Raw genomic sequence first — 18,984 nt, 5'->3', positions numbered from 1 at the left:
TTGCATCCCGTGCCGAAACATGCACAAATCCGCCATGTCCTTGTCCGTCTCGCAAAAGCTGTGGCCCACCCTGCCGCTGCATCATCGCATCCGCCGGATGTGGTGGGCCTATGCGGCGATCACGCTTCTCGCCGTGCTCGTCAGCCTTTGGGCAAGCGGCGAGGTCGGCCGTTACCAGGCCGAGACCGCGCTGGAGGAACAGGCCCGGACCGATGCGAGCCTGAATGCGGCATTGCTGCGCACGGTTCTCGAAAAATACCGAGCGCTTCCCTTCGTGCTGTCGCAGGACACCGCGCTCGCCGCGGCGCTGGCGGGAAACGATGCCGGCACGTTCGAACAGCTGAGCCGGAAGCTGGAAATGCTGGCGGCCGGCACCAAGGCTGCCGTTATCTATGTCATCGACAAGAACGGCATGGCGGTTTCGGCCAGCAACTGGCGCGAACCGACGAGCTTCGTCGGCAACGACTACCGTTTCCGCGAATATTTCCAAGGCGCCGTGGCGAAGGGACAGGCCGAGCACTTCGCGCTCGGCACCGTCAGCAAGAAACCCGGCCTCTATATTTCCGAGCGGATATCAGGCCCGGACGGGCTCCTCGGCGTCGTCGTCGTCAAGGTGGAATTCGACGACGTCGAGGCGGATTGGAACGCTACGGACGCACCGTCCTATGTCATCGACGATCGCGGCATCGTCCTCATCACCAGTATTCCGTCATGGCGGTTCATGACGATCGGCCGGATCCCCGGGGATCGTCTGGCGGCGATCCGCGAAAGCCTTCAATTCGGCGATGCACCGCTTCAGCCGCTGCCGCTCGATAGCGTGCGAAGCCTCGGCGACGGGCTCGACGTCGTCGAAATCGTCGTGCCGGGCGGCGCCGGGAAAACCCGATTTCTCGATGTCGGAATCCCGGTTCCTGCGACAGCCTGGCACCTGCAGCACCTCGTGGCGCTGGGAGCGGCGGTTGACGCCGGGATCCTCGAAGCCCGCATGCTGGCGCTGCTGACGCTCTTGCCGCTGATCGCCGCAGGCGCCTTGCTGTTGCGCCGCCGCCAGGCGGCCACCCTCAGGATTTTCAGCGAGCAGCAGGAGCGAGAGGAGCTGGAACGGCGCGTCGCTGAGCGCACGCTGGATCTCAGCCAGGCGCGCGACCGGCTGCAGGCCGAGATCGTCGGCCACAGGAGCACGGAGCAGAAGCTGCAGGCGGTGCAGCAGGATCTGGTTCAGGCCAACAGGCTGGCGATCCTGGGCCAGGTCGCCGCCGGTGTCGCCCACGAGATCAACCAGCCGGTCGCAACCATCCGCGCCTATGCGGATAATGCCCGCACCTTCCTCGACCGCGGCCAGACCGCACCGGCCGGCGAAAATCTGGAGAACATCGCCGCGCTGACCGAGCGCATCGGCTCGATTACCGAGGAGCTGAAGAGTTTCGCCCGCAAGGGCCGCGGCAGCGCCGAGCCGACCGGATTGAAGGATGTGATCGAGGGCGCGGTGATGCTGCTGCGCAGCCGCTTTGCCGGCCGCATGGATACGCTCGACATCGAACTGCCGCCAGCCGACCTGCAGGTCATGGGCAGCAGGATCCGTCTCGAACAAGTGCTGATCAACCTGCTCCAGAACGCGCTCGAAGCCGTCGCCCCGAAGGCCGACGAGGCGCGCGTCGAGATCAGGACATCGAACGACCAGGAGATGGTGACACTGACGGTTGCCGACAACGGCCCCGGCATTTCGCCCGAGATCCGCAAGGGGCTGTTCACGCCCTTCAACACCTCGAAGGAAAGCGGTCTCGGCCTCGGGCTGGTTATCTCCAAGGATATCGTTGGCGATTACGGCGGCCGGATGGAGGTGGAGAGCGACAGCAGCGGGACAAGGTTCATCGTTCATCTGAGGAAGGCTTGACCATGGCCACACCGATGCCCGTTGCGCTGATCGACGACGACAGGGATCTGCGCCGCGCGACGGCCCAGACCCTCGAACTCGCCGGCTTTTCCGTCTCGGCCTATGACGGCGCGAAAGCCGCGCTGGCGGAGCTGACGGCCGATTTTGCCGGCCCTGTCGTCACCGATATCCGCATGCCCGAGATCGACGGGCTGCAATTGTTCGCCACGCTGAAGGGCATGGACGGCGACCTGCCTGTTATATTGATGACCGGCCACGGCGACATTCCGATGGCGGTTCAGGCCATCCAGGACGGCGCCTATGATTTCATCGCCAAACCTTTCGCTGCCGATCGCCTCGTTCAGAGCGTGCGCCGCGCCGGCGAAAAGCGGCAGCTCGTGCTGGAAAACCGCATGCTGCGCCGGGCCGCCGAAGATGCGCAGGAGACTTTGCCGCTGATCGGCCAGACGCCGGCCATGGAAAATCTGAGGAAAATTCTGCGCCACATCGCCGATACCGATGTCGATGTGCTCGTCGCCGGCGAAACCGGCAGCGGCAAGGAGGTGGTCGCCCAGATCCTGCACCAGTGGAGCCACCGCCGGAAGGGCAATTTCGTGGCGCTGAACTGCGGGGCGCTGCCCGAAACCGTCATCGAAAGCGAGCTGTTCGGCCATGAGGCCGGCGCCTTTACCGGCGCTCAGAAGCGCCGCATGGGCCGTATCGAACATGCAAGCGGCGGCACGCTTTTCCTCGACGAGATCGAAAGCATGCCTCTCGCCACGCAGGTCAAGATGCTGCGCGTGCTGGAGATGCGCGAAATCACCCCGCTCGGCACCAACGAGGTGCGCCCGGTCGACCTCCGCGTCGTCGCGGCCGCCAAGATCGATCTCGGAGATCCCGAGGTGCGGGGCGATTTTCGCGAGGACCTCTATTACAGGCTGAATGTCGTAACGATCTCCATTCCGCCGCTGAGAGAGCGCCGTGAGGATATTCCGCTGCTGTTCTCCCATTTCGCCGCGCGCGCCGCCGAGCGCTTCCGCCGCGACGTGCCGGAACTTTCAGAGAATGTCCGCCATCATCTTGCCACCCACGCATGGCCGGGCAATGTCCGCGAGCTCTCTCACTATGCCGAACGCGTGGTGCTCGGCGTCGAAGGCGGCGCAGCAACGCCCCTCCCCTCGCAACCGACGGGCGGCACCCTGCCGGAACGACTGGAACGCTACGAAGCCGAGATCATCCGCGACGCCCTCGCGGCCAATGACGGCGACGTGCGCCGCACCATCGAGGCGCTCGGCATTCCGAGAAAAACCTTCTACGACAAGCTGCAGCGCCACGGCATCAACCGCGGCGGTTATGCCTCGCGTAAATAGGCTTTTCAGACTTCCACCAGTCCGAGTTTCTTCACCTGGCGGATCGTCAGCATGGTGCGCACGGTATCGACATGTTCGTTCGCCGTCAGCACTTCGATGACGAAGTCCTGGAAGTGGGTGAGGTTTTCCGCCACGCAATGCAGCAGGAAATCGCTGTCGCCCGAAACCATCCAGGCCTGCCGCACCAGCGGCCATTCGGTGGTGGCGGCGGCAAAGGCCTTGAGATTGCCTTCCGACTGGTGCTTGAGCCCGACCATGCAGAAAGCGACCAGATCGAAGCCGAGCTTCGGGCTGTTCAGCATGGCGTGATAGCCTTCGATGATGCCGGCTTCTTCGAGCTTGCGCACCCGGCGCAGGCAGGGCGGCGCCGAGATGCCGACGCGGTCGGCGAGCTCCACATTGGTCATGCGGCCGTCGGCCTGCAGCTCCCGGAGGATCTTTATGTCGATGACGTCGAGTTCCGTGCGACCCACATCGCGGCCTTTCTTTAATTCTTCGCGGCGAGCTTCTATATAAAGCCGCGGAATACGCAAGAAAGTTTCAAGCCGATGACGGATTCTTGCACATCAAGGCGATTTGCCTTGTTGGTAATGCAAGGCTGCCCTTGAATAATAGCATTGGACGTTCATAAATGGCGCATGGACCGCGAAACGGCCGTAATCGCTATTTAGCCGCCGCCCTCCTGCCAGTCGAAAGGAAATGACATGCCCGCCCGCCACACGAAGGTGCTCATTATCGGTTCCGGACCCGCCGGCTATACGGCCGCGGTCTACGCCGCGCGCGCCATGCTGAAGCCGGTCTTGATCGCCGGTCTCGAACAGGGCGGCCAGCTGATGATCACCACCGATGTCGAGAATTATCCGGGCTTTGCCGATCCGATCCAGGGCCCCTGGCTGATGGAGCAGATGCTGCAGCAGGCAAAACATGTCGGCGCCGAGATCGTCAACGACCTCGTGACCGAAGTCGACACGAACCAGCGCCCCTTCGTCGCCCGCACCGACAGCGGCCAGGTCTGGACCGCCGATACGCTGATCATCGCCACCGGCGCCAAGGCCAAGTGGCTCGGCATCGAGAGCGAGCAGCATTTCCAGGGCTTCGGCGTTTCGGCCTGCGCCACCTGCGATGGCTTCTTCTATCGCAACAAGGACGTGATCGTCGTCGGCGGCGGCAACAGCGCCGTCGAAGAGGCACTCTATCTCTCCAACATCGCCAAGTCGGTAACGGTCGTCCACCGTCGCGACTCGTTCCGCGCCGAGAAGATCCTGCAGGAACGCCTGTTCGCCAAGGAAAACGTCAAGGTGCTGTGGAACTCGGAAGTGGCCGAAATAACAGGCACGCCGGCCAAGCCCCCGATGCCGCAATCCGTAACCGGCGCGCGCCTGCGCGACGTCAGAACCGGCGCGATCACGGAAATGCCGGTCGACGGCGTCTTCGTCGCGATCGGCCATGCGCCGGCAACCGAACTCTTCAAGGACAAGCTGAAGCTGAAGGACAACGGCTATCTCTGGACCGCGCCGGATTCGACAGCAACCAGCCTCGAAGGTGTCTATGCCGCCGGCGACGTGACCGACGACACGTTCCGTCAGGCCGTCACCGCCGCCGGCATGGGCTGCATGGCAGCGCTTGAGGCAGAGCGATACCTGACGGGCCACATGCCTGTCGCCGTGGCCGCGGAGTAAGATCGGCATGAGAGGCGGGGGAATGCCACTGGATTGGGACAAGCTGCGCATTTTTCACGCAGCTGCCGAAGCGGGTTCGTTCACGCATGCGGCGGATAAGCTGCATCTGTCCCAATCCGCCATCAGCCGCCAGGTGAGCGCGCTGGAGCAGGATGTCGGCACCAAGCTGTTCCACCGCCATGCGCGCGGCCTGATCCTGACGGAACAGGGCGAACTGCTTTACCGCACCGCCCATGACGTGCTGCTGAAGCTTGAGACCGTCAAGATGCAGCTCACCGAGACGACAGAGACGCCGTCCGGCAAGCTGCGCGTCACGACGACGGTCGGCCTCGGCCAGGGCTGGCTGACCGACAAGATCCAGGAATTCCTGCAGCTTTATCCCGATGTGCAGATCCAGCTCATCCTCGACAACGAGGAAGTGGATGTGAACATGCGCCATGCCGATTGCGCCATCCGCCTGCGCCAGCCGCAGCAGTCCGACCTCATCCAGCGCAAGCTCTTCACCGTGCACATGCACGTCTATGCAGCCCCTTCCTACATCAATCGCCACGGCGAACCGCAGAAGATCGAGGATCTCGACAATCACCGCATCATCACCTTCGGCGAGCCGGCGCCGAGCTACCTGCTCGACGTCAACTGGCTGGAGGTCGCCGGACGCTCCTCCGACAACAAGCGCATCCCGCATCTGCAGATCAACAGCCAGACCTCGATCAAGCGCGCCTGCCTGCTCGGAATCGGCGTCGCCTGCCTGCCCGATTACATCGTCGGCCGCGACCCCGGCCTGATTCAGCTGGCGATCAATGCCGACGTGCCGTCTTTCGACACCTATTTCTGCTACCCTGACGAGATCAAGAACGCCGCCAAGCTGAAGGCTTTCCGCGATTTCATCGTCAGCAAGGCCAGAAACTGGAATTTTTAAGCCAGTTTTATGGAATATTTTCCATACTATGCAGTGTGCGCATGACTGGCATGCACAAATGTGGGTTGCCGTTTGCCCATTAAACCACCATATCGCACATAGCTGATGCACATGGTGGCTTTTCCTCCCAGTTCCACCGCATTAGCTGTTCCCCTCTGGAGGTTTTTGACCTTCACACTTATAAGGGCCCTGGTTTTCCAGCGGCCCTCTTTTTTTGCCTTGTTCCAGCGGGAAATGCCGCACCGCAAAAAAATTGTGCGGCGCATAGCAGGCATGCACAAAAAAGCATTGAAACCTGCCTAAGGAAGCACCATATCCATCTCAGCTGATGCATTTCGTGGTTTCTCTCCCAGTACCACCGCATTAGCTGTTCCCCTCTGGAGGTTATTGACCTTCACAATTCAAAGGGCCCTGGTTTTCCGGTGGCCCTCTTTTTTTGCCCAAAATTTGCTCAATCGCCAAAGGCCGCCCTCTCACGCCTCTGTGATTTGCATATCGCCGCCTGCCGATCAATATATCGATCAGAAACGATTTATAGTTCGGCAAACGACGATGGATAAAGACGAGATCATGAAGGCGCTTGCCCATCCCACGCGGATGGACATTCTGGGCTGGCTGAAAAATCCCGAGAAACATTTCCCTTCGCAGGAGCACCCCTTCGAAATGGGCGTCTGCGCCAGCCAGTTCGAGCGCTGCGGTCTGTCGCAGTCCACGGTCTCGGCCCATCTCGGCACGCTGCATCGCGCCGGCCTCGTGACCACCAAACGCGTCGGACAGTGGATCTTCTACAAGCGCAACGAAGAAACCATCGCGGCATTTCTCAAGCAGCTGACGCAGGATCTCTAGCCTCTCCTCGGCCTCGGGCCGACGGCATTCACCAATCTCTTCGCCAGGGGCCGGACCGCCCTCACCCCTGCCGAGTGATCCCCCCGCAAAAGAAAGGACCATCATGGCCAAGCTTTTCGAACCCGCCAAGGTCGGCGACATCTCCGTCAAGAACCGCATCGTCATGGCGCCGCTCACCCGCAACCGCTCGCCGGGCGCGATCCCCAACGATCTCAACGTCGAATATTACCGCCAGCGCGCCACGGCTGGCCTGATCATCACCGAAGCGACCGCGATCACCCACCAGGGCCAGGGTTATGCCGACGTGCCCGGCCTCTACAGCAAGGAAGCGCTCGACGGCTGGAAGCGTGTGACCGAGGCCGTCCACGCAGCCGGCGGCAAGATCGTCGTCCAGATGTGGCATGTCGGCCGCATCTCGCATACGACGCTGCAACCGGACGGCGGCAAGCCGGTCTCTTCGACCAATCGCATCGCCAAGGCCAAAACCTATCTGGTCAATAGCGACGGCAGCGGCAGCTTCGCCGATACCTCCGAGCCGCGCGCGCTCGAGACCTCCGAGATTCCTGGGATCATCGAGGATTACCGCAAGGCCGCTCGCGCCGCCATCGACGCCGGTTTTGACGGTGTCGAAATCCATGGCGCCAATGGTTACCTGCTCGATCAGTTCATCCGTGACGGCGTCAACGACCGCACCGACCAGTATGGCGGCTCGATCGAAAACCGCACGCGCCTGGCTTTCGAGGTCGTCGATGCCATCGTCAAGGAAATCGGCGCAGGCCGGACAGCAATCCGCATATCGCCGGTGACGCCGTCGGGCGAAAGCTACGATTCCAATCCGCAGACGACCTTCACCCATGTCGTCGAGGGCCTGGCAAGATACGGCCTTGCCTATATCCATGTCATCGAAGGCCAGACCGGCGGCGAGCGTGACTACCGGCAGGGCGACAATCCTTCCTTCGACTACAAGGCGCTGCGCCAGGCCTATGAAAGGGCCGGCGGCAAGGCGAGCTGGATGGTCAACAACGGCTATGACCGCGACCTGGCGATCGACGCCGCCGAAAGCGGCCGCGCCGATCTCGTCGCCTTCGGCAAGCCTTTCATCGCCAATCCCGATCTGGTCGAACGGCTGGCAAAGAAGCTGCCGCTCAACACGCCCGACCAGTCGACCTTCTACGGCGGCACCGCCAAGGGCTATGTCGACTATCCCACGCTCGAAAAGGTCGCCTGAGCCTTCAGGATACGAACTGCTAAATCCCGCCGAAAGGCGGGATTTTCATTTGCAACGCATCTTTGTAGGGTGTCGCCATGTTCGCTTCCCATCTCGAACGCTGGTCGTTGATATCAGACGGCGAGCCCATCATCACCCATTCGAGCCGCCTGCTGCCGGTCCTCTGGCAGGACAGGCCCGCCATGCTGAAAGTGGCGACCGATAAGGATGAACGATATGGCGCATTGCTGATGCAATGGTGGGATGGCGACGGCGCGGCCCATGTCTATGCCCATGAGGACGATGCCGTGCTCCTGGAAAGGGCGATGGGAAAACGCTCGCTGCTTTCCATGGCGATGAATGGCGAGGACGACGAAGCGAGCCGCATCCTCTGTCGGACCGCCGCGCGGCTGCATGCGCCGCGCGAAAAACCGCTTCCCGATCCCATTCCCCTCTCCCGCTGGTTCCGCGATCTCGAACCGGCCGCCGGCAAATATGGCGGCACGCTTGCCGACTGTTCGGCAATCGCCAATGCGCTCCTTGCCGATCCGCGCGAACCCGCTGTCCTCCACGGCGATATCCATCACCAGAACATTCTCGATTTCGGGGCGCGCGGCTGGCTGGCAATCGATCCGAAGCGTCTCCATGGCGAGCGCGGCTTCGATTTCGCCAATATCTTCGCCAATGAGGAACTGCCAACCATCACCGACCGAGCCCGTTTCCGCCGCCAGCTCGCCATCGTCTCGGCAGAGGCCCGGCTGGAGCCGAAGCGGCTGCTGCAGTGGATCGCCGCCTATTCCGGCCTTTCCGCCGCCTGGTTCCTCGGCGATCCGAATTTTGAACAGGCCGAGACAGCCTTGACGGTCGGCCGGATCGCGCTTTCCGAACTCGCAGCCTAATGGGCTTTTTGCAGCGAATGGCCGATGAAGGCCGTCGCCGCGTCATGATGCGGTTCGGGCAGGCAGCCAAGCGCCACCAGTGACGCCCGCACCGCCTCATCGATTGGTGTCTGCGGCTCCTTGCCGAGTTCGACAAGCTTGGCGTTGCTCATCCTGAGCGGCACCTTCCAGAGATAGCGCATCTCCTTGATCTCGCGCATGATCGGAACGAAGGGCGCGGCGAGCGGCACGATCCACCAGGGAAACCGTCCGATCTTGGCCTTGCCGCCAACCACGCGCTTGATCGCTTCCGCCATCTGCATGCCGTCCGCATCCCAGAAGCCCTCCATCTGATAGACGGCGAAAGCCGGCAGCCGGTTGGCTCGCTCGACGAGCTGGACGACGGTTTCCGCCATGTCGGGCAAGTAGACCCACTGATGGCCGACGCCGCGCCGCCCAGGATTCTTGATCGTGCCGACCGGCTTGCCCGGCGTCACCAGACCCGATGAGAACCAGCTATTCGCTGTCGTACCCGGGCCGAAGAAATCTCCGGCCCTGACGATGATGGCGCCGGCGCCGGATTGCGATGCCGCCTCCAGCCGCTTCTCCATCTCGACGCGGATCGCCCCCTTCTTCGTCAGCGGATGCTGCGGGCTTTCCTCGGTCGGCGCCGGCAGGGCATCGGGCCCGAAATTATAGACATTGCCCGGCAGCACGATGCGCGCGCCGGCTGCACGGGCAGCGGCGATGCTGTTGTCGAGCATCGGCAGCACAAGCCGCTCCCAGTGGCGATAGCCAGGCGGATTGACGGCATGGACGATCAGGCCGGCGCCTTCGGCCGACCTCAGCACGTCGCCCGCCTTCATCGCATCGCCCTGCACCCATTCGAATGCCGGCTCCTTCTTCGCTGCCTTGACGGCATCACGGTTGAGCGCCCGGATCTGCCAACCACGCTCAAACAATTTGCGCGCCACCGCGCCGCCGATACCGCCGGTCGCGCCGAGCACGAGGGCCGTCTTCAATTCTCCACTCATGACAATCTCCTTCGATCGCATGAGATGAGTATGCGCCCGGAAAGGGATAAACAAAATTGACGAAATGCGTGCATCTGTTATACGAAAATATATGGATATCGAACCGAGCTGGGATTTCTACCGCAGTTTCCTGACCGCGCTTCAGCAAGGTTCGCTTTCGGCAGCCGCGCGTGAACTCGGGCTGACCCAGCCAACGATCGGTCGTCACGTTGATGCGCTGGAAAAAGCGATCGGCACGGAGCTTTTCATCCGTTCACCGAACGGCCTGCTGCCGACCGATACCGCACAGGCGCTGAAACCCTATGCCGCGGCGCTGGCCGCAACCGCGGCCGCGCTGCTGCGCACGGCCTCCGGCGAGCGCGAACGCGTAGCGGGAACGGTGAGAGTGAGCGCCAGCGAGGTCGTTGCCGTCGAGGTGCTGCCGAAAATTCTTGGGAGCCTGCAGGAGACCTATCCAGAACTCCAGATCGAGCTCTCGGCTTCCGATATGATCGAAGACTTGATGAACCGCGAAGCCGATATCGCCGTGCGCATGGCAGAGCCGCAGCAGGATGCGCTCATCGTGCGCCGCATCGGCGATATTCCGCTCGGTTTCCACGCCCACCGAAGCTATCTCGAACGGCATGGCATTCCCCAAACCATGGCGGACCTTGCTAACCACCGGCTCATCGGCTTCGACCGGCAGACGGCCTACGTCCGTCTGGTGATGAAACGTTATCCGGCGCCGGAAGGCATCAAATTCTCCTACAGGACCGACAGCAATCTTGCCCAGCTTTCCGCCATTCGCGCCGGCGTCGGCATCGGCATCTGCCAGATCGGACTGGCCCGCGAGAACCCTGACCTCGTTCATGTCCTACACGATGCTTTCGGCATACCGCTCGGCACCTGGGTGGTCATGCATGAAAGTCTGAAAACCTCGCCGCGCTGCCGCGCCACTTTCGACGCGCTGGTCAAGGGCCTTCAGGATTACCATCGTTATTCCACAAGCGCATGAGCCGAAATCGCAATCGATTTCTGGCAAGAATCATGGGTAAATCTCCAGGCAATCGCGCGGGAGATGAAAATGCACAAGCCGGTCGAACTGGTGAGCTATGACAGGCAATGGCCGGAAGCCTTCCAGCGCATTCGGGGCAAGCTCTTGGCCTTGCTGCCGCAGGCGCTCGCCATCGATCACGTCGGCAGCACCGCCATCCCTGATATGGCCGCCAAGCCGCTCATCGATATCGACATCGTTCTTCCCGGTCTCGAACATATCGAGGATGCGACCCGCGTGCTTCTCTCGGAAAATTACGAGCCGCGCGGCAACCGATATGACGACGAGATGTGGGCATTCCTATCGAGAGATTTGGTGCCGGCCGAGCGCGTCTACCTCTGCCCAATTGGCAACCGCACACATAAAAACAGGCTGGCTTTCCGGGATTATCTCATCGCGCATCCCGAGGCGGCGGCCGATTATGCCGCGCTCAAACTGAGGCTGGCAGCCGAATTCAGGATGGATGGCGATCGCTACACCGCAGAGAAACGCGAATTTGTCGACACGATCGTCACGCGAGCGTTGAGAGGCGACGTTTAACGTCCGGCGCTTTGCGAGGCGCCGGCCGTGCGTTCCTGCCAGAAGCCGTCGACCACCTCTGTTTCCGGCCGGTCGCCGCCTTCGGCATATTCCTCATGCCATTTGCCGTTTTCGTCCTGCCAGCTGATCTCGGCGGAATCGCCGCCGACCTGCTGTTCGGCCGCGACGATGCGCGCAGCCTCGAGCGCCTCGGCATGGGTCGGGAATGCCTCGGAATAGACGCCTCCCAGCCTGTAGGCCCAGCCGCCGTCATGCGGCACGACTTCATAGACCACCTTGATCATACAACAGTCTCCTCATCTTCTTGTTGCGCATTCGCATGCTTCCGGACTGGGTCCGGATCATCGCGGCCGCGTGACGAGAATTCGAGGACGCCGCGATCTGCTTTCCGGCCCCGATGGCGTTCAGTATTCCATTAAACGCCGAAGACTGCAAATAGCAGAGTGCTAGGGCGCGCTTCCCATCCGAAATCAGTGACTTAGTTAAAAGGCATGAAACGGAACGGGAGCTAGGACTTGCAGATCGCGTCGCGCCTCAAAGAGGAAAAGTTTCTGGTCATTGCGCTCGCCGCCGCAGTGACCGCCTATCTCCTGGAGCATACGGTCATCGAGATGGGCCGCGGTGTTGCGCTAATCGCCGCCGCCGCACTCATCGCCACCATCGTGCTCGCTTCGATCCGCGTCGCCCATCATGCCGAACTGCTCGCCGTCAAGGTCGGCGATCCCTACGGCACGATGATCCTGACGCTTTCGGCCGTCGCGGTCGAAGTCATCATTCTCGCCATCATGATGACCGGCGAAAGCTCTCCGACGCTGGTTCGCGACACGATCTATTCGGCCTTGATGCTCGATATCAACGGCATTCTCGGCCTCGCCGCCCTGCTCGGCGGCCTCAAGCACGGCGAACAGCCCTACAACGACAATTCCGGCAAGACCTACGGCGTGATGATCCTCACCGCCATGGGCATCTCGATGATCGTGCCGGAATTTGTGCCCAGGGATAAGTGGCATTATTATTCCGCCTTCACCATCGTCGCGATGATCGCTCTCTACGGCCTCTTCCTACGCATGCAGGTCGGCCAGCACAGCTATTTCTTCAGCTACAGCTATCCGCGCTCCGAACGGAAAAAGGAAAGCCACGGCGAAGACGGCCCCGAGGAGTCGGCCGCGGTCTCGATCGCCACCATTCTTGTCGGCGTCGTCATCATCGGCTTGCTGGCGGAGTTCATGTCGGCCTTCATGACCGAAGGCCTGCGCGATAGCGGCGCGCCGATCGCCATCACCGCCGTCGTCGTCGCGGCGATATCGGCCGCCCCCGAAATTCTGACGGCTTTGCGGGCAGCTCTTCGAAATCGCATGCAGGCAACGGTCAACATCGCCATGGGCGCCTCGCTGTCGACGGTGATCCTCACCGTGCCTGTCATGGAGGCGATCGCGCTCTATACCGGCCAGCCCTTCATCATGGCGATGACACCGGTGCAGACAGTGATGGTGACGATCACGCTGATTGCCGCGGCGATCAACCTCAACGACGGCGAGACCAACGCGATCGAGGGCATGACGCATTTCATCCTCTTTGCCACCTTCATCATGCTGACGGCGCTTAGCCTTTGACGTCAGAAGGTGGCGAAGCTCATCACTTCGACTTCTCGAGGAAGCGCTCTTTGCGGGTCTTCGGCTTGAAGCGCCGGAAGAAATTTTCGATAGCGCGGATGGATTTGGTGACGGACATCAGCCGGTCGATCTGGCTGTTGGCATTGTGAAGCCGCTCGGACAAGACTTCGGCCGCCGTCATGGCGATCTCGATCGGCGGCACGTCGGGAAACCGTTTGGCGAGTGCCGAATAGGGGCTGGCATCGACGCCACCCGTCATCGAGATCGAGCCCATCCTGGCAAAGAGACGCAGGAAGATCTGCTCGAACGTCCAGTCATGCACGTCGAAGACCTTCCACTTCTCGCTCCTCTTCGCCGAAAAGCCGGCCAGCAGGATCTGGCCCGGCAGCTTCAGGTCGGCGAGCCAGAGCGCCATCGCAAAGCCGCTGGTCGCGATCTTGCCCGTCGGGTAAAGATCGGCGAGCATCTGCGTCAGATCGAGGTGGCGGGCTTTGGCGCCATTGAAGCGGCTCTCCTCGCTGAAGTTTTCCTCCGGGGAGACGCGAATGTTGACGACGCCCAGGAAGTCGTCGCCGGCAAAGAAGCGCAGAACGTCCCCCACCTCGCGCCGGTGGACGATATTGGCGCCCATCACGCCGCTGCGGGCAACCAGCACCGCATGACCAGTGAAGGGCTCGTCGAGCACCTTGTAGACATTGTTGAAGAAGACGTAGAGCGCCGTCTCCGGCAGCTCGCTTCTGAGCCGCTCGAAATCGACCGCCTCGCTGTTTGCCACGAGAACGACATGGGAATAGCGCGACAACAGCGCTTTCCACGCGTCCGGTGTCAAGAGATTCACCCCGCCATCTCCGGCGGCCACGGTCCTGATATCGCTCGGCATTGATTCCATCGGCTCACATGCACTTTCCCTGGACGATCCGCTCGGCCCGCCTCGCTAGCTGTTGCTGAAATAGGCGCGCATCCGTGCAAGCCGCGCCAGCCCGCCGATCTGCTTTCCCACATGCGAGAAGAAACCGCCAACCCGGCCCGCCGCCGACGGCTGCCTGCAGAAGGACGCCCAGGGCGTATCGCGGAGATCCTCGGCATAGCGCTTGGCCATCCGGCGATGCACCCAGGGAACGCTCGCCTGCCACGGTTTCTTGCGGCCGGTGAAATGAAAGATGGCCGGCCGCTCGACGAAAGGCAAAAGTCCCGTCTGCGTGTTCCAGCGCGGATCGAGCACCAGCCAGTTACCGTCGAACGTGACGTTCAGCGCATCCTGATCGTTGTTCTGAAACAGATGCGAGCGCTCCTCGAAGATTTCCCGGGTCCTGGCGAAAAGCCCCTTCGCCCGGCAGACCGACCAGTCGAACAACAAGACGCCGGCATTGAAATAGCGTCCGCCCTCGCCCATGCCGATCTTGCGTTGCCGCGCGCCCGCCTTTTCGGGGAAGGCCATGACATAGTCATCGACTGCGGCAAGCGCCTTGCCCTGGAGGTCCCTGGTGAAGAGTTCGTCGACGGGCGCCACCGCGAGCACATCGGCGTCGAGGTAGAGCAAACGCTCGACTTTCTCGGGAATTTGCAGATCCATGTAAAGCCGCGCCAGCGTAGCACCCGACCAGCGGCCCCGCGCCTGCAGCCCCGTCTCCGGCGTCGCATAGGGCAGCACGGTGATCGTCATCCCGTGCAGGCGCGCAAAACTCTCGACCTCGGCGACCTCGTTCGGCTTGAGGTCGATGCCGAGAAGCAGAAACTCAATATCGGCCTGTACGAGATTGCGCTTGACGGAAAGCAGCGTGCAGCAGGCAGCCGGCAGCATGTTGACGTCGGAACAGACGATGACGGCACTCTGCTGCAAAATCCGGCCTCCCAAAACGGCAACTTGAACTTGATGCCGGATATCTAGTTGGTTTGGCGGCCGCCCGCAACCTGAGATCATCCGCGCCGCCGGCGCTCCCCGTCACGATTTGAATCGGAATTCAATGAGTTGGGAGGTAATGCGGAATCGATGCCGCAAGGACTTGAATCGGGATGTGAGCTCTATAGCCGCAGAGCCAGTGGATGGCCGACGAGCAAACGGTCGACCGTCGCGAGCTGCAAGCCCTCGACCTTGCATTGCGCCAGCAGCAAGCGGTCGAAGGGATCGCGCGTCTCGGGCTCGGGATCAGCGGCGGTGATGACGTGCTGAATTTCGATCCGCAGCAGTATCAGACCTATTTCTTCGAGAGACCCGGCAATGTCTTCAAGCGGCATGCCTGGATCCAGCTTTCCCAGGCGAGCCTTGATCGCCGTTTCCCACAGACTTGCGACGCTGGCGAAGCCTACAGTTTTGCTGTCGCCAAGCAGCGAGGCGATCTCAGGAAATCGCTGGCCAGCGTCTTTCCGCAGGATCGCCAGAACGATGTGGGTATCAAGAAGAAGCCTCATGGCTCCGGCAACGGCCTCAGAAGAAAATCTTCAGGCAGCGGATCGTCGAAATCATCCGCAATGAAAGGCACCGGATTGGTGATACCCCGAGCGCGAAGATAAGCCTGACCGGCCTCCAGGTTCAAACCGCCGCGCTTCTGATGCGGGACGAGATCGAAGACCGGCTTGCCGTTGCGCGTCACGATAATGGTCTCGCCTTCCTCGACCTCGCGGGCAAGCTCGGTCAGGCGGTTCTTCGCGTCGCGGATCGTCACGGTCTTCATGCGACAAATGTAGCTACATGCAGCCACATCGTCAACGCCGCAACAAAAAGGCCCGCCGTCACCGGCAGGCCTTCGATCTGTTGTATCGCAGTCCGTTTACTTGCAGGCGGCGCAGAAACGCTGGATGCGGCGGCAGGCTTCCTCGAGCAGATCTTCCGAGGTTGCGTAGGAGATGCGGAAGTTCGGGCCGAGGCCGAAGGCCGAGCCGTGAACGACGGCCACACCTTCCGATTCCAGAAGCTCGGACACAAAATCCTCGTCGGTCTCGATGACCTTGCCGGAGGGTGCGGTCTTGCCGATCAGGCCGGCGCAGGACGGGTAGACGTAAAAAGCGCCTTCCGGAACCGGGCAGACGATGCCCTTGGCCTGGTTCAGCATGGACACGACGAGATCGCGGCGGCCTTCGAAGATCTTCTTGTTCTCGGGAATGAAGTCCTGCGTGCCGTTCAGCGCTTCGACGGCCGCCCACTGGGCGATCGAGGTCGCGCCCGAGGTCTGCTGACCCTGGATCATGTCCATCGCCTTGATGAGCTGGATCGGGCCTGCGGCATAGCCGATACGCCAGCCGGTCATCGCATAGGCCTTGGAGACGCCGTTCATCGTCAGCGTGCGGTCGTAGAGCTTGGGCTCGACTTCGACAGGCGTGACGAACTTGAAGTCGCCATAGGTCAGGTGCTCGTACATGTCGTCGGTCAGCACCCAGACATGCGGATGCTTCATCAGCACATCGGTCAGCGCCTTCAGCTCGGCATGCGTATAGGCCGCGCCCGTCGGGTTGGACGGCGAGTTGAAGATGAACCACTTGGTCTTCGGCGTGATCGCCTTTTCGAGATCAGCGGCCTGGAGTTTGAAATTATGCTCCTGGGTCGCGGAAACGAAAACCGGCGTGCCGCCGCAGAGCGCCACCATCTCGGGATAGGAAACCCAATAGGGCGCCGGAACGACGACTTCGTCGCCGGGGTTCAGCGTCGCCATGAAGGCGTTGAACAGGATCTGCTTGCCGCCGGTGCCGACGATCGTCTGCTCCCAGGAATATTCCAGGCCGTTCTCGCGCTTGAACTTGGCGGCGATCGCCTTGCGCAGTTCGGGAATGCCGGAAACCGGCGTGTACTTCGTCTCGCCGCGGTTGATCGCGTCGATGGCGGCCTTCTTGATATTGTCGGGCGTATCGAAATCCGGCTCGCCTGCGCCGAGACCGATGACGTCGCGTCCTTTCGCTTTCAGCTCGCGCGCTTTCTGGGAGACGGCGATGGTGGCTGAAGGCTTCACACGGGAAAGAGCATCGGCAAGGAAGGCCATGATATCGGTCCTATTGGTTGAAACGGGCAGAAAGCCGGGACCGGAGTTCTGCGGTTAGCTCTATGTCCAATGTATGACGGCATTTCAAGCGCAAAGGCGTGATGGGGGCAATGATTCTTATTGATCGTTTTGCCGCACCGGCAGGCCGATCGCGGCCCATCGGCAAGGTTTGCGGCGCGCAGTCGAAGCGTTCCAAGCAACTCCTGAACAAATTCTTGACGAATACAGAGTTTCTTGCGCCTCTAGACGATAAAGGGCGTTGATACCCAATCTGGGTGAATTGCTTTTTAAGACTTTGCTGATGAACTGCCGGCATGACAAAGCCGCCCCGAAAACCTTCCACGCCACTGCGCATCGCGCCGGACGATCTGCAATTGGCTCCGGCCGAAGATCCGCAACGTGAACAGCAGCCGGCCGGCTGGGCCATCGCCGCTCGCAACTATCTAAACCTCGACATGTCGATCCTGCTCGGCATCCTGATCATTGCGATCGTCTTCAGGTTTCACAGGATCACCTTGCCGCTGGTCGACGGCTTCAGCTGGCGCGAGATCAGCACCGCAATGATGGCCGACAATTTCCGGGAGCGCAGCTGGAACATCTTCTTTCCGGAGGTCAGCTGGACCGGGCCCGGACCAAGCTATCAGGGCCGCGAGTTCCAGATCGTCAGCTATCTCACAGCCCTGCTCTACCAGCTGTTCGGCTGGCACGACTGGTTCGGCCGCGTGGTTGCGGCTTTGTTCGGGCTGGTGACGGTGTTCTCGCTGCACAGGCTGACGGCCCTGTGCTGGGGCGAGATGCATGCCCACGCGGCGGCACTGGCCTACGCGCTGATGCCGGCGGCAATCCAGATCGACAGCTCGGTTCTTCCCGATCCCGCGATGCTGGCCTTGGTCACGCTCGGCGTCTGGCTGTTCGTCAAATACTGGGCCGGCGGCAGCGGCTGGCTCCTGCCGCTCGCCACCGTCAGCTTCTCGCTCGGCGCGCTGTCGAAGCCCCCAGGCATCGCGGCCGGCGCCGTCATCTTTTACCTGATGGTTTGCTGGATTCTGGAGAAGAAGTGGAAGCCAGCGGGCTTGGTCTTCCTGTCCGGGCTTTTGAGCCTGGCCATCATCGGCGCTTATTTCAGCTGGGCGATCTATCTCGCTCGCAGCTATCCACCGTTCCATTTCGCCGGCAGCGGCGGCTATATCTGGGATTACGGCGTCGGGACATACGTCAAGGACAGGTTCTACTTCCAATCCGCATGGAACACCTCCGTCCTGTGGTTTTATGGCTATCCGTTCCTGCTGCTGTTCGCAGTCGGTTTGTGGATGCCGCCCAGCCGCGCCGAAGATCCGAAGCAGCGTGCCCTTTCGACCATTCCCTATATCTGGCTGGCCGCGGCCCTGGTCCTCTATCTGGCCGCAGCGGGCGAGATCACCAGCAATGTGTGGAACCTCCACATCTTCCATGTGCCGGCCGCGATATTCTGCGGCCACGGCGCGCTTCTTCTGGCAAAGCTTTCATCGAAAACCGTTCTAAACCCGACGGTCGTGCTCCGCTCAATCTGCATCTTGATCGTCGCGGTGGGCTGGTCGACCCTGCCCCTCGTCAGGACGATGAAGAAGCCAATCGCCATGAACGGCAAGCTGCTTGGCGAGGAACTGGCGCGGCTGGCGCAACCGGGCGACCTCGTCGTCGCCATCGCGCCCGATGTCGGTGATCCCGTCGCGGTCTACTACAGCAGGGCGCGCGGCTGGGTGTTCCCGCCCGGCGGCGGCGATGCCGAATGGTCGAAATTCGTCGCGGATGACGCCACCGCGATCGCGCAGCTCGAAGAACTGCGCGCCCAGGGCGCGGACCTGTTTGGCGTCGCCAAGAATGCCACTGACAATGAAGGCCGGCTGTTCATCGAGCATCATGGCGGCGTTGTCGACTATCTCGACAGGACCGCAACCAAGCTTGCCGATTCCGATAAATTGCTGGTCTACAAGATCACCCGCCCCTGAGAACCGCCACGGTCTGACTGCGCGGCCTCGCTA

19 protein-coding genes are annotated in these 18,984 nt (G+C 61.6%); 11 read left to right on the top strand and 8 right to left on the bottom strand.

The features are described 5' to 3' along the window. Positions 1-19: 19 nt before the first annotated feature. Positions 20-1,894 (top strand): ATP-binding protein, encoded by a 1,875-nt coding sequence (locus tag ATY77_RS30250; protein ID WP_088690123.1) that lies wholly within the window; start codon positions 20-22, stop codon positions 1,892-1,894. A gap of 2 nt (positions 1,895-1,896) precedes the next feature. After that, positions 1,897-3,243 carry a sigma-54 dependent transcriptional regulator gene (locus tag ATY77_RS30245; RefSeq protein ID WP_088690122.1) on the top strand — a complete coding sequence of 449 codons (1,347 nt, stop codon included), beginning with the start codon at positions 1,897-1,899 and terminating at the stop codon, positions 3,241-3,243. 5 nt (positions 3,244-3,248) lie between these two features. On the opposite strand, the gene ATY77_RS30240 is transcribed toward ATY77_RS30245, so the two are convergent. Next, positions 3,249-3,716, bottom strand: a complete 468-nt coding sequence (locus tag ATY77_RS30240) for an Lrp/AsnC family transcriptional regulator (RefSeq protein WP_009992419.1) — start codon at positions 3,714-3,716, stop codon at positions 3,249-3,251. Between the two features lie 231 nt (positions 3,717-3,947). Here ATY77_RS30240 and trxB point away from each other — a divergent pair, with 231 nt between their 5' ends. From trxB to ATY77_RS30215, 5 genes are all read left to right on the top strand, one after another. Next, entirely contained in the window at positions 3,948-4,922 is a 975-nt protein-coding gene (trxB, locus tag ATY77_RS30235) for a thioredoxin-disulfide reductase (RefSeq protein WP_088673123.1), read from the top strand. A gap of 22 nt (positions 4,923-4,944) precedes the next feature. After that, a complete protein-coding gene (locus tag ATY77_RS30230; RefSeq protein ID WP_004671024.1) occupies positions 4,945-5,841 on the top strand; it encodes a LysR family transcriptional regulator VtlR in 897 nt (298 codons plus the stop codon). A gap of 552 nt (positions 5,842-6,393) precedes the next feature. After that, entirely contained in the window at positions 6,394-6,687 is a 294-nt protein-coding gene (locus ATY77_RS30225; RefSeq protein ID WP_088690121.1) for a metalloregulator ArsR/SmtB family transcription factor, read from the top strand. A gap of 103 nt (positions 6,688-6,790) precedes the next feature. After that, positions 6,791-7,915, top strand: coding sequence for an alkene reductase (locus tag ATY77_RS30220; RefSeq protein WP_088690120.1), 1,125 nt, complete (start codon positions 6,791-6,793; stop codon positions 7,913-7,915). A gap of 77 nt (positions 7,916-7,992) precedes the next feature. Then, positions 7,993-8,793 (top strand): aminoglycoside phosphotransferase family protein, encoded by an 801-nt coding sequence (locus ATY77_RS30215; RefSeq protein ID WP_088673120.1) that lies wholly within the window; start codon positions 7,993-7,995, stop codon positions 8,791-8,793. On the opposite strand, the gene ATY77_RS30210 is transcribed toward ATY77_RS30215, so the two are convergent. Next, positions 8,790-9,806 (bottom strand): NAD-dependent epimerase/dehydratase family protein, encoded by a 1,017-nt coding sequence (locus ATY77_RS30210; RefSeq protein ID WP_088690119.1) that lies wholly within the window; start codon positions 9,804-9,806, stop codon positions 8,790-8,792. The genes ATY77_RS30215 and ATY77_RS30210 overlap by 4 nt on opposite strands. A gap of 91 nt (positions 9,807-9,897) precedes the next feature. On the opposite strand from ATY77_RS30210, the gene ATY77_RS30205 reads away from it, so the two are divergent. Next, entirely contained in the window at positions 9,898-10,800 is a 903-nt protein-coding gene (locus ATY77_RS30205; protein ID WP_088690118.1) for a LysR family transcriptional regulator, read from the top strand. Positions 10,801-10,863: 63 nt separating this feature from the next. Further along, on the top strand, positions 10,864-11,379 hold the full coding sequence (locus tag ATY77_RS30200; RefSeq protein WP_088690117.1) for a GrpB family protein: 516 nt from the start codon (positions 10,864-10,866) through the stop codon (positions 11,377-11,379). Here the strand turns inward: ATY77_RS30200 and ATY77_RS30195 are convergent. Then, positions 11,376-11,663: a DUF2188 domain-containing protein gene (locus ATY77_RS30195; protein WP_088690116.1), complete on the bottom strand. Its 288-nt coding sequence runs from the start codon at positions 11,661-11,663 to the stop codon at positions 11,376-11,378. The genes ATY77_RS30200 and ATY77_RS30195 overlap by 4 nt on opposite strands. A 231-nt stretch (positions 11,664-11,894) precedes the next feature. Here ATY77_RS30195 and ATY77_RS30190 point away from each other — a divergent pair, with 231 nt between their 5' ends. Beyond that, entirely contained in the window at positions 11,895-12,992 is a 1,098-nt protein-coding gene (locus tag ATY77_RS30190; RefSeq protein WP_088690115.1) for a calcium:proton antiporter, read from the top strand. Between the two features lie 22 nt (positions 12,993-13,014). Here ATY77_RS30190 and ATY77_RS30185 read toward each other — a convergent pair whose 3' ends face one another. The 5 genes from ATY77_RS30185 to ATY77_RS30165 form a co-directional block, all read right to left on the bottom strand. Next, complete coding sequence (locus ATY77_RS30185; RefSeq protein WP_088690114.1) at positions 13,015-13,881, bottom strand: 3-deoxy-manno-octulosonate cytidylyltransferase; 867 nt, start codon at positions 13,879-13,881, stop codon at positions 13,015-13,017. A 45-nt stretch (positions 13,882-13,926) separates the two neighbouring features. Then, the gene (locus ATY77_RS30180) at positions 13,927-14,832 is read right to left on the bottom strand and encodes a glycosyltransferase family 8 protein (RefSeq protein WP_088690113.1); all 906 of its coding nucleotides are present in this window, start codon (positions 14,830-14,832) and stop codon (positions 13,927-13,929) included. A 182-nt stretch (positions 14,833-15,014) separates the two neighbouring features. Continuing rightward, entirely contained in the window at positions 15,015-15,401 is a 387-nt protein-coding gene (locus ATY77_RS30175) for a type II toxin-antitoxin system VapC family toxin (RefSeq protein ID WP_088690112.1), read from the bottom strand. Next, a complete protein-coding gene (locus ATY77_RS30170; RefSeq protein WP_088690111.1) occupies positions 15,398-15,664 on the bottom strand; it encodes a type II toxin-antitoxin system prevent-host-death family antitoxin in 267 nt (88 codons plus the stop codon). The genes ATY77_RS30175 and ATY77_RS30170 overlap by 4 nt, the downstream gene beginning before the upstream one ends. Positions 15,665-15,760: 96 nt before the next feature. Beyond that, positions 15,761-16,963, bottom strand: a complete 1,203-nt coding sequence (locus tag ATY77_RS30165; RefSeq protein ID WP_088673111.1) for a pyridoxal phosphate-dependent aminotransferase — start codon at positions 16,961-16,963, stop codon at positions 15,761-15,763. Positions 16,964-17,277: 314 nt separating this feature from the next. On the opposite strand from ATY77_RS30165, the gene ATY77_RS30160 reads away from it, so the two are divergent. Next, positions 17,278-18,951, top strand: coding sequence for a glycosyltransferase family 39 protein (locus tag ATY77_RS30160; protein ID WP_088690110.1), 1,674 nt, complete (start codon positions 17,278-17,280; stop codon positions 18,949-18,951). Positions 18,952-18,984: the final 33 nt, after the last annotated feature.

The sequence above is a fragment of the Rhizobium sp. R634 genome, assembly GCF_002211305.1.
In the GTDB taxonomy this organism is placed as follows: domain Bacteria; phylum Pseudomonadota; class Alphaproteobacteria; order Rhizobiales; family Rhizobiaceae; genus Rhizobium.
The sequence above is the reverse complement of the archived record's forward strand: the minus strand, read 5'-3'. Positions and strand labels throughout refer to the sequence as shown.

Bases quoted from the DNA above. Each gene is read 5' to 3' on its own strand.
- ATY77_RS30185 (WP_088690114.1), bottom strand. From the start codon at position 13,881: ATGGAATCAATGCCGAGCGATATCAGGACCGTGGCCGCCGGAGATGGC.
- ATY77_RS30210 (WP_088690119.1), bottom strand. From the start codon at position 9,806: ATGAGTGGAGAATTGAAGACGGCCCTCGTGCTCGGCGCGACCGGCGGT.
- ATY77_RS30230 (WP_004671024.1), top strand. From the start codon at position 4,945: ATGCCACTGGATTGGGACAAGCTGCGCATTTTTCACGCAGCTGCCGAA.
- ATY77_RS30245 (WP_088690122.1), top strand. From the start codon at position 1,897: ATGGCCACACCGATGCCCGTTGCGCTGATCGACGACGACAGGGATCTG.
- ATY77_RS30200 (WP_088690117.1), top strand. From the start codon at position 10,864: ATGAAAATGCACAAGCCGGTCGAACTGGTGAGCTATGACAGGCAATGG.
- ATY77_RS30175 (WP_088690112.1), bottom strand. From the start codon at position 15,401: ATGAGGCTTCTTCTTGATACCCACATCGTTCTGGCGATCCTGCGGAAA.
- ATY77_RS30170 (WP_088690111.1), bottom strand. From the start codon at position 15,664: ATGAAGACCGTGACGATCCGCGACGCGAAGAACCGCCTGACCGAGCTT.
- ATY77_RS30195 (WP_088690116.1), bottom strand. From the start codon at position 11,663: ATGATCAAGGTGGTCTATGAAGTCGTGCCGCATGACGGCGGCTGGGCC.
- ATY77_RS30250 (WP_088690123.1), top strand. From the start codon at position 20: ATGCACAAATCCGCCATGTCCTTGTCCGTCTCGCAAAAGCTGTGGCCC.
- ATY77_RS30160 (WP_088690110.1), top strand. From the start codon at position 17,278: ATGACAAAGCCGCCCCGAAAACCTTCCACGCCACTGCGCATCGCGCCG.
- ATY77_RS30215 (WP_088673120.1), top strand. From the start codon at position 7,993: ATGTTCGCTTCCCATCTCGAACGCTGGTCGTTGATATCAGACGGCGAG.
- ATY77_RS30225 (WP_088690121.1), top strand. From the start codon at position 6,394: ATGGATAAAGACGAGATCATGAAGGCGCTTGCCCATCCCACGCGGATG.
- ATY77_RS30205 (WP_088690118.1), top strand. From the start codon at position 9,898: ATGGATATCGAACCGAGCTGGGATTTCTACCGCAGTTTCCTGACCGCG.
- ATY77_RS30220 (WP_088690120.1), top strand. From the start codon at position 6,791: ATGGCCAAGCTTTTCGAACCCGCCAAGGTCGGCGACATCTCCGTCAAG.
- trxB (WP_088673123.1), top strand. From the start codon at position 3,948: ATGCCCGCCCGCCACACGAAGGTGCTCATTATCGGTTCCGGACCCGCC.
- ATY77_RS30165 (WP_088673111.1), bottom strand. From the start codon at position 16,963: ATGGCCTTCCTTGCCGATGCTCTTTCCCGTGTGAAGCCTTCAGCCACC.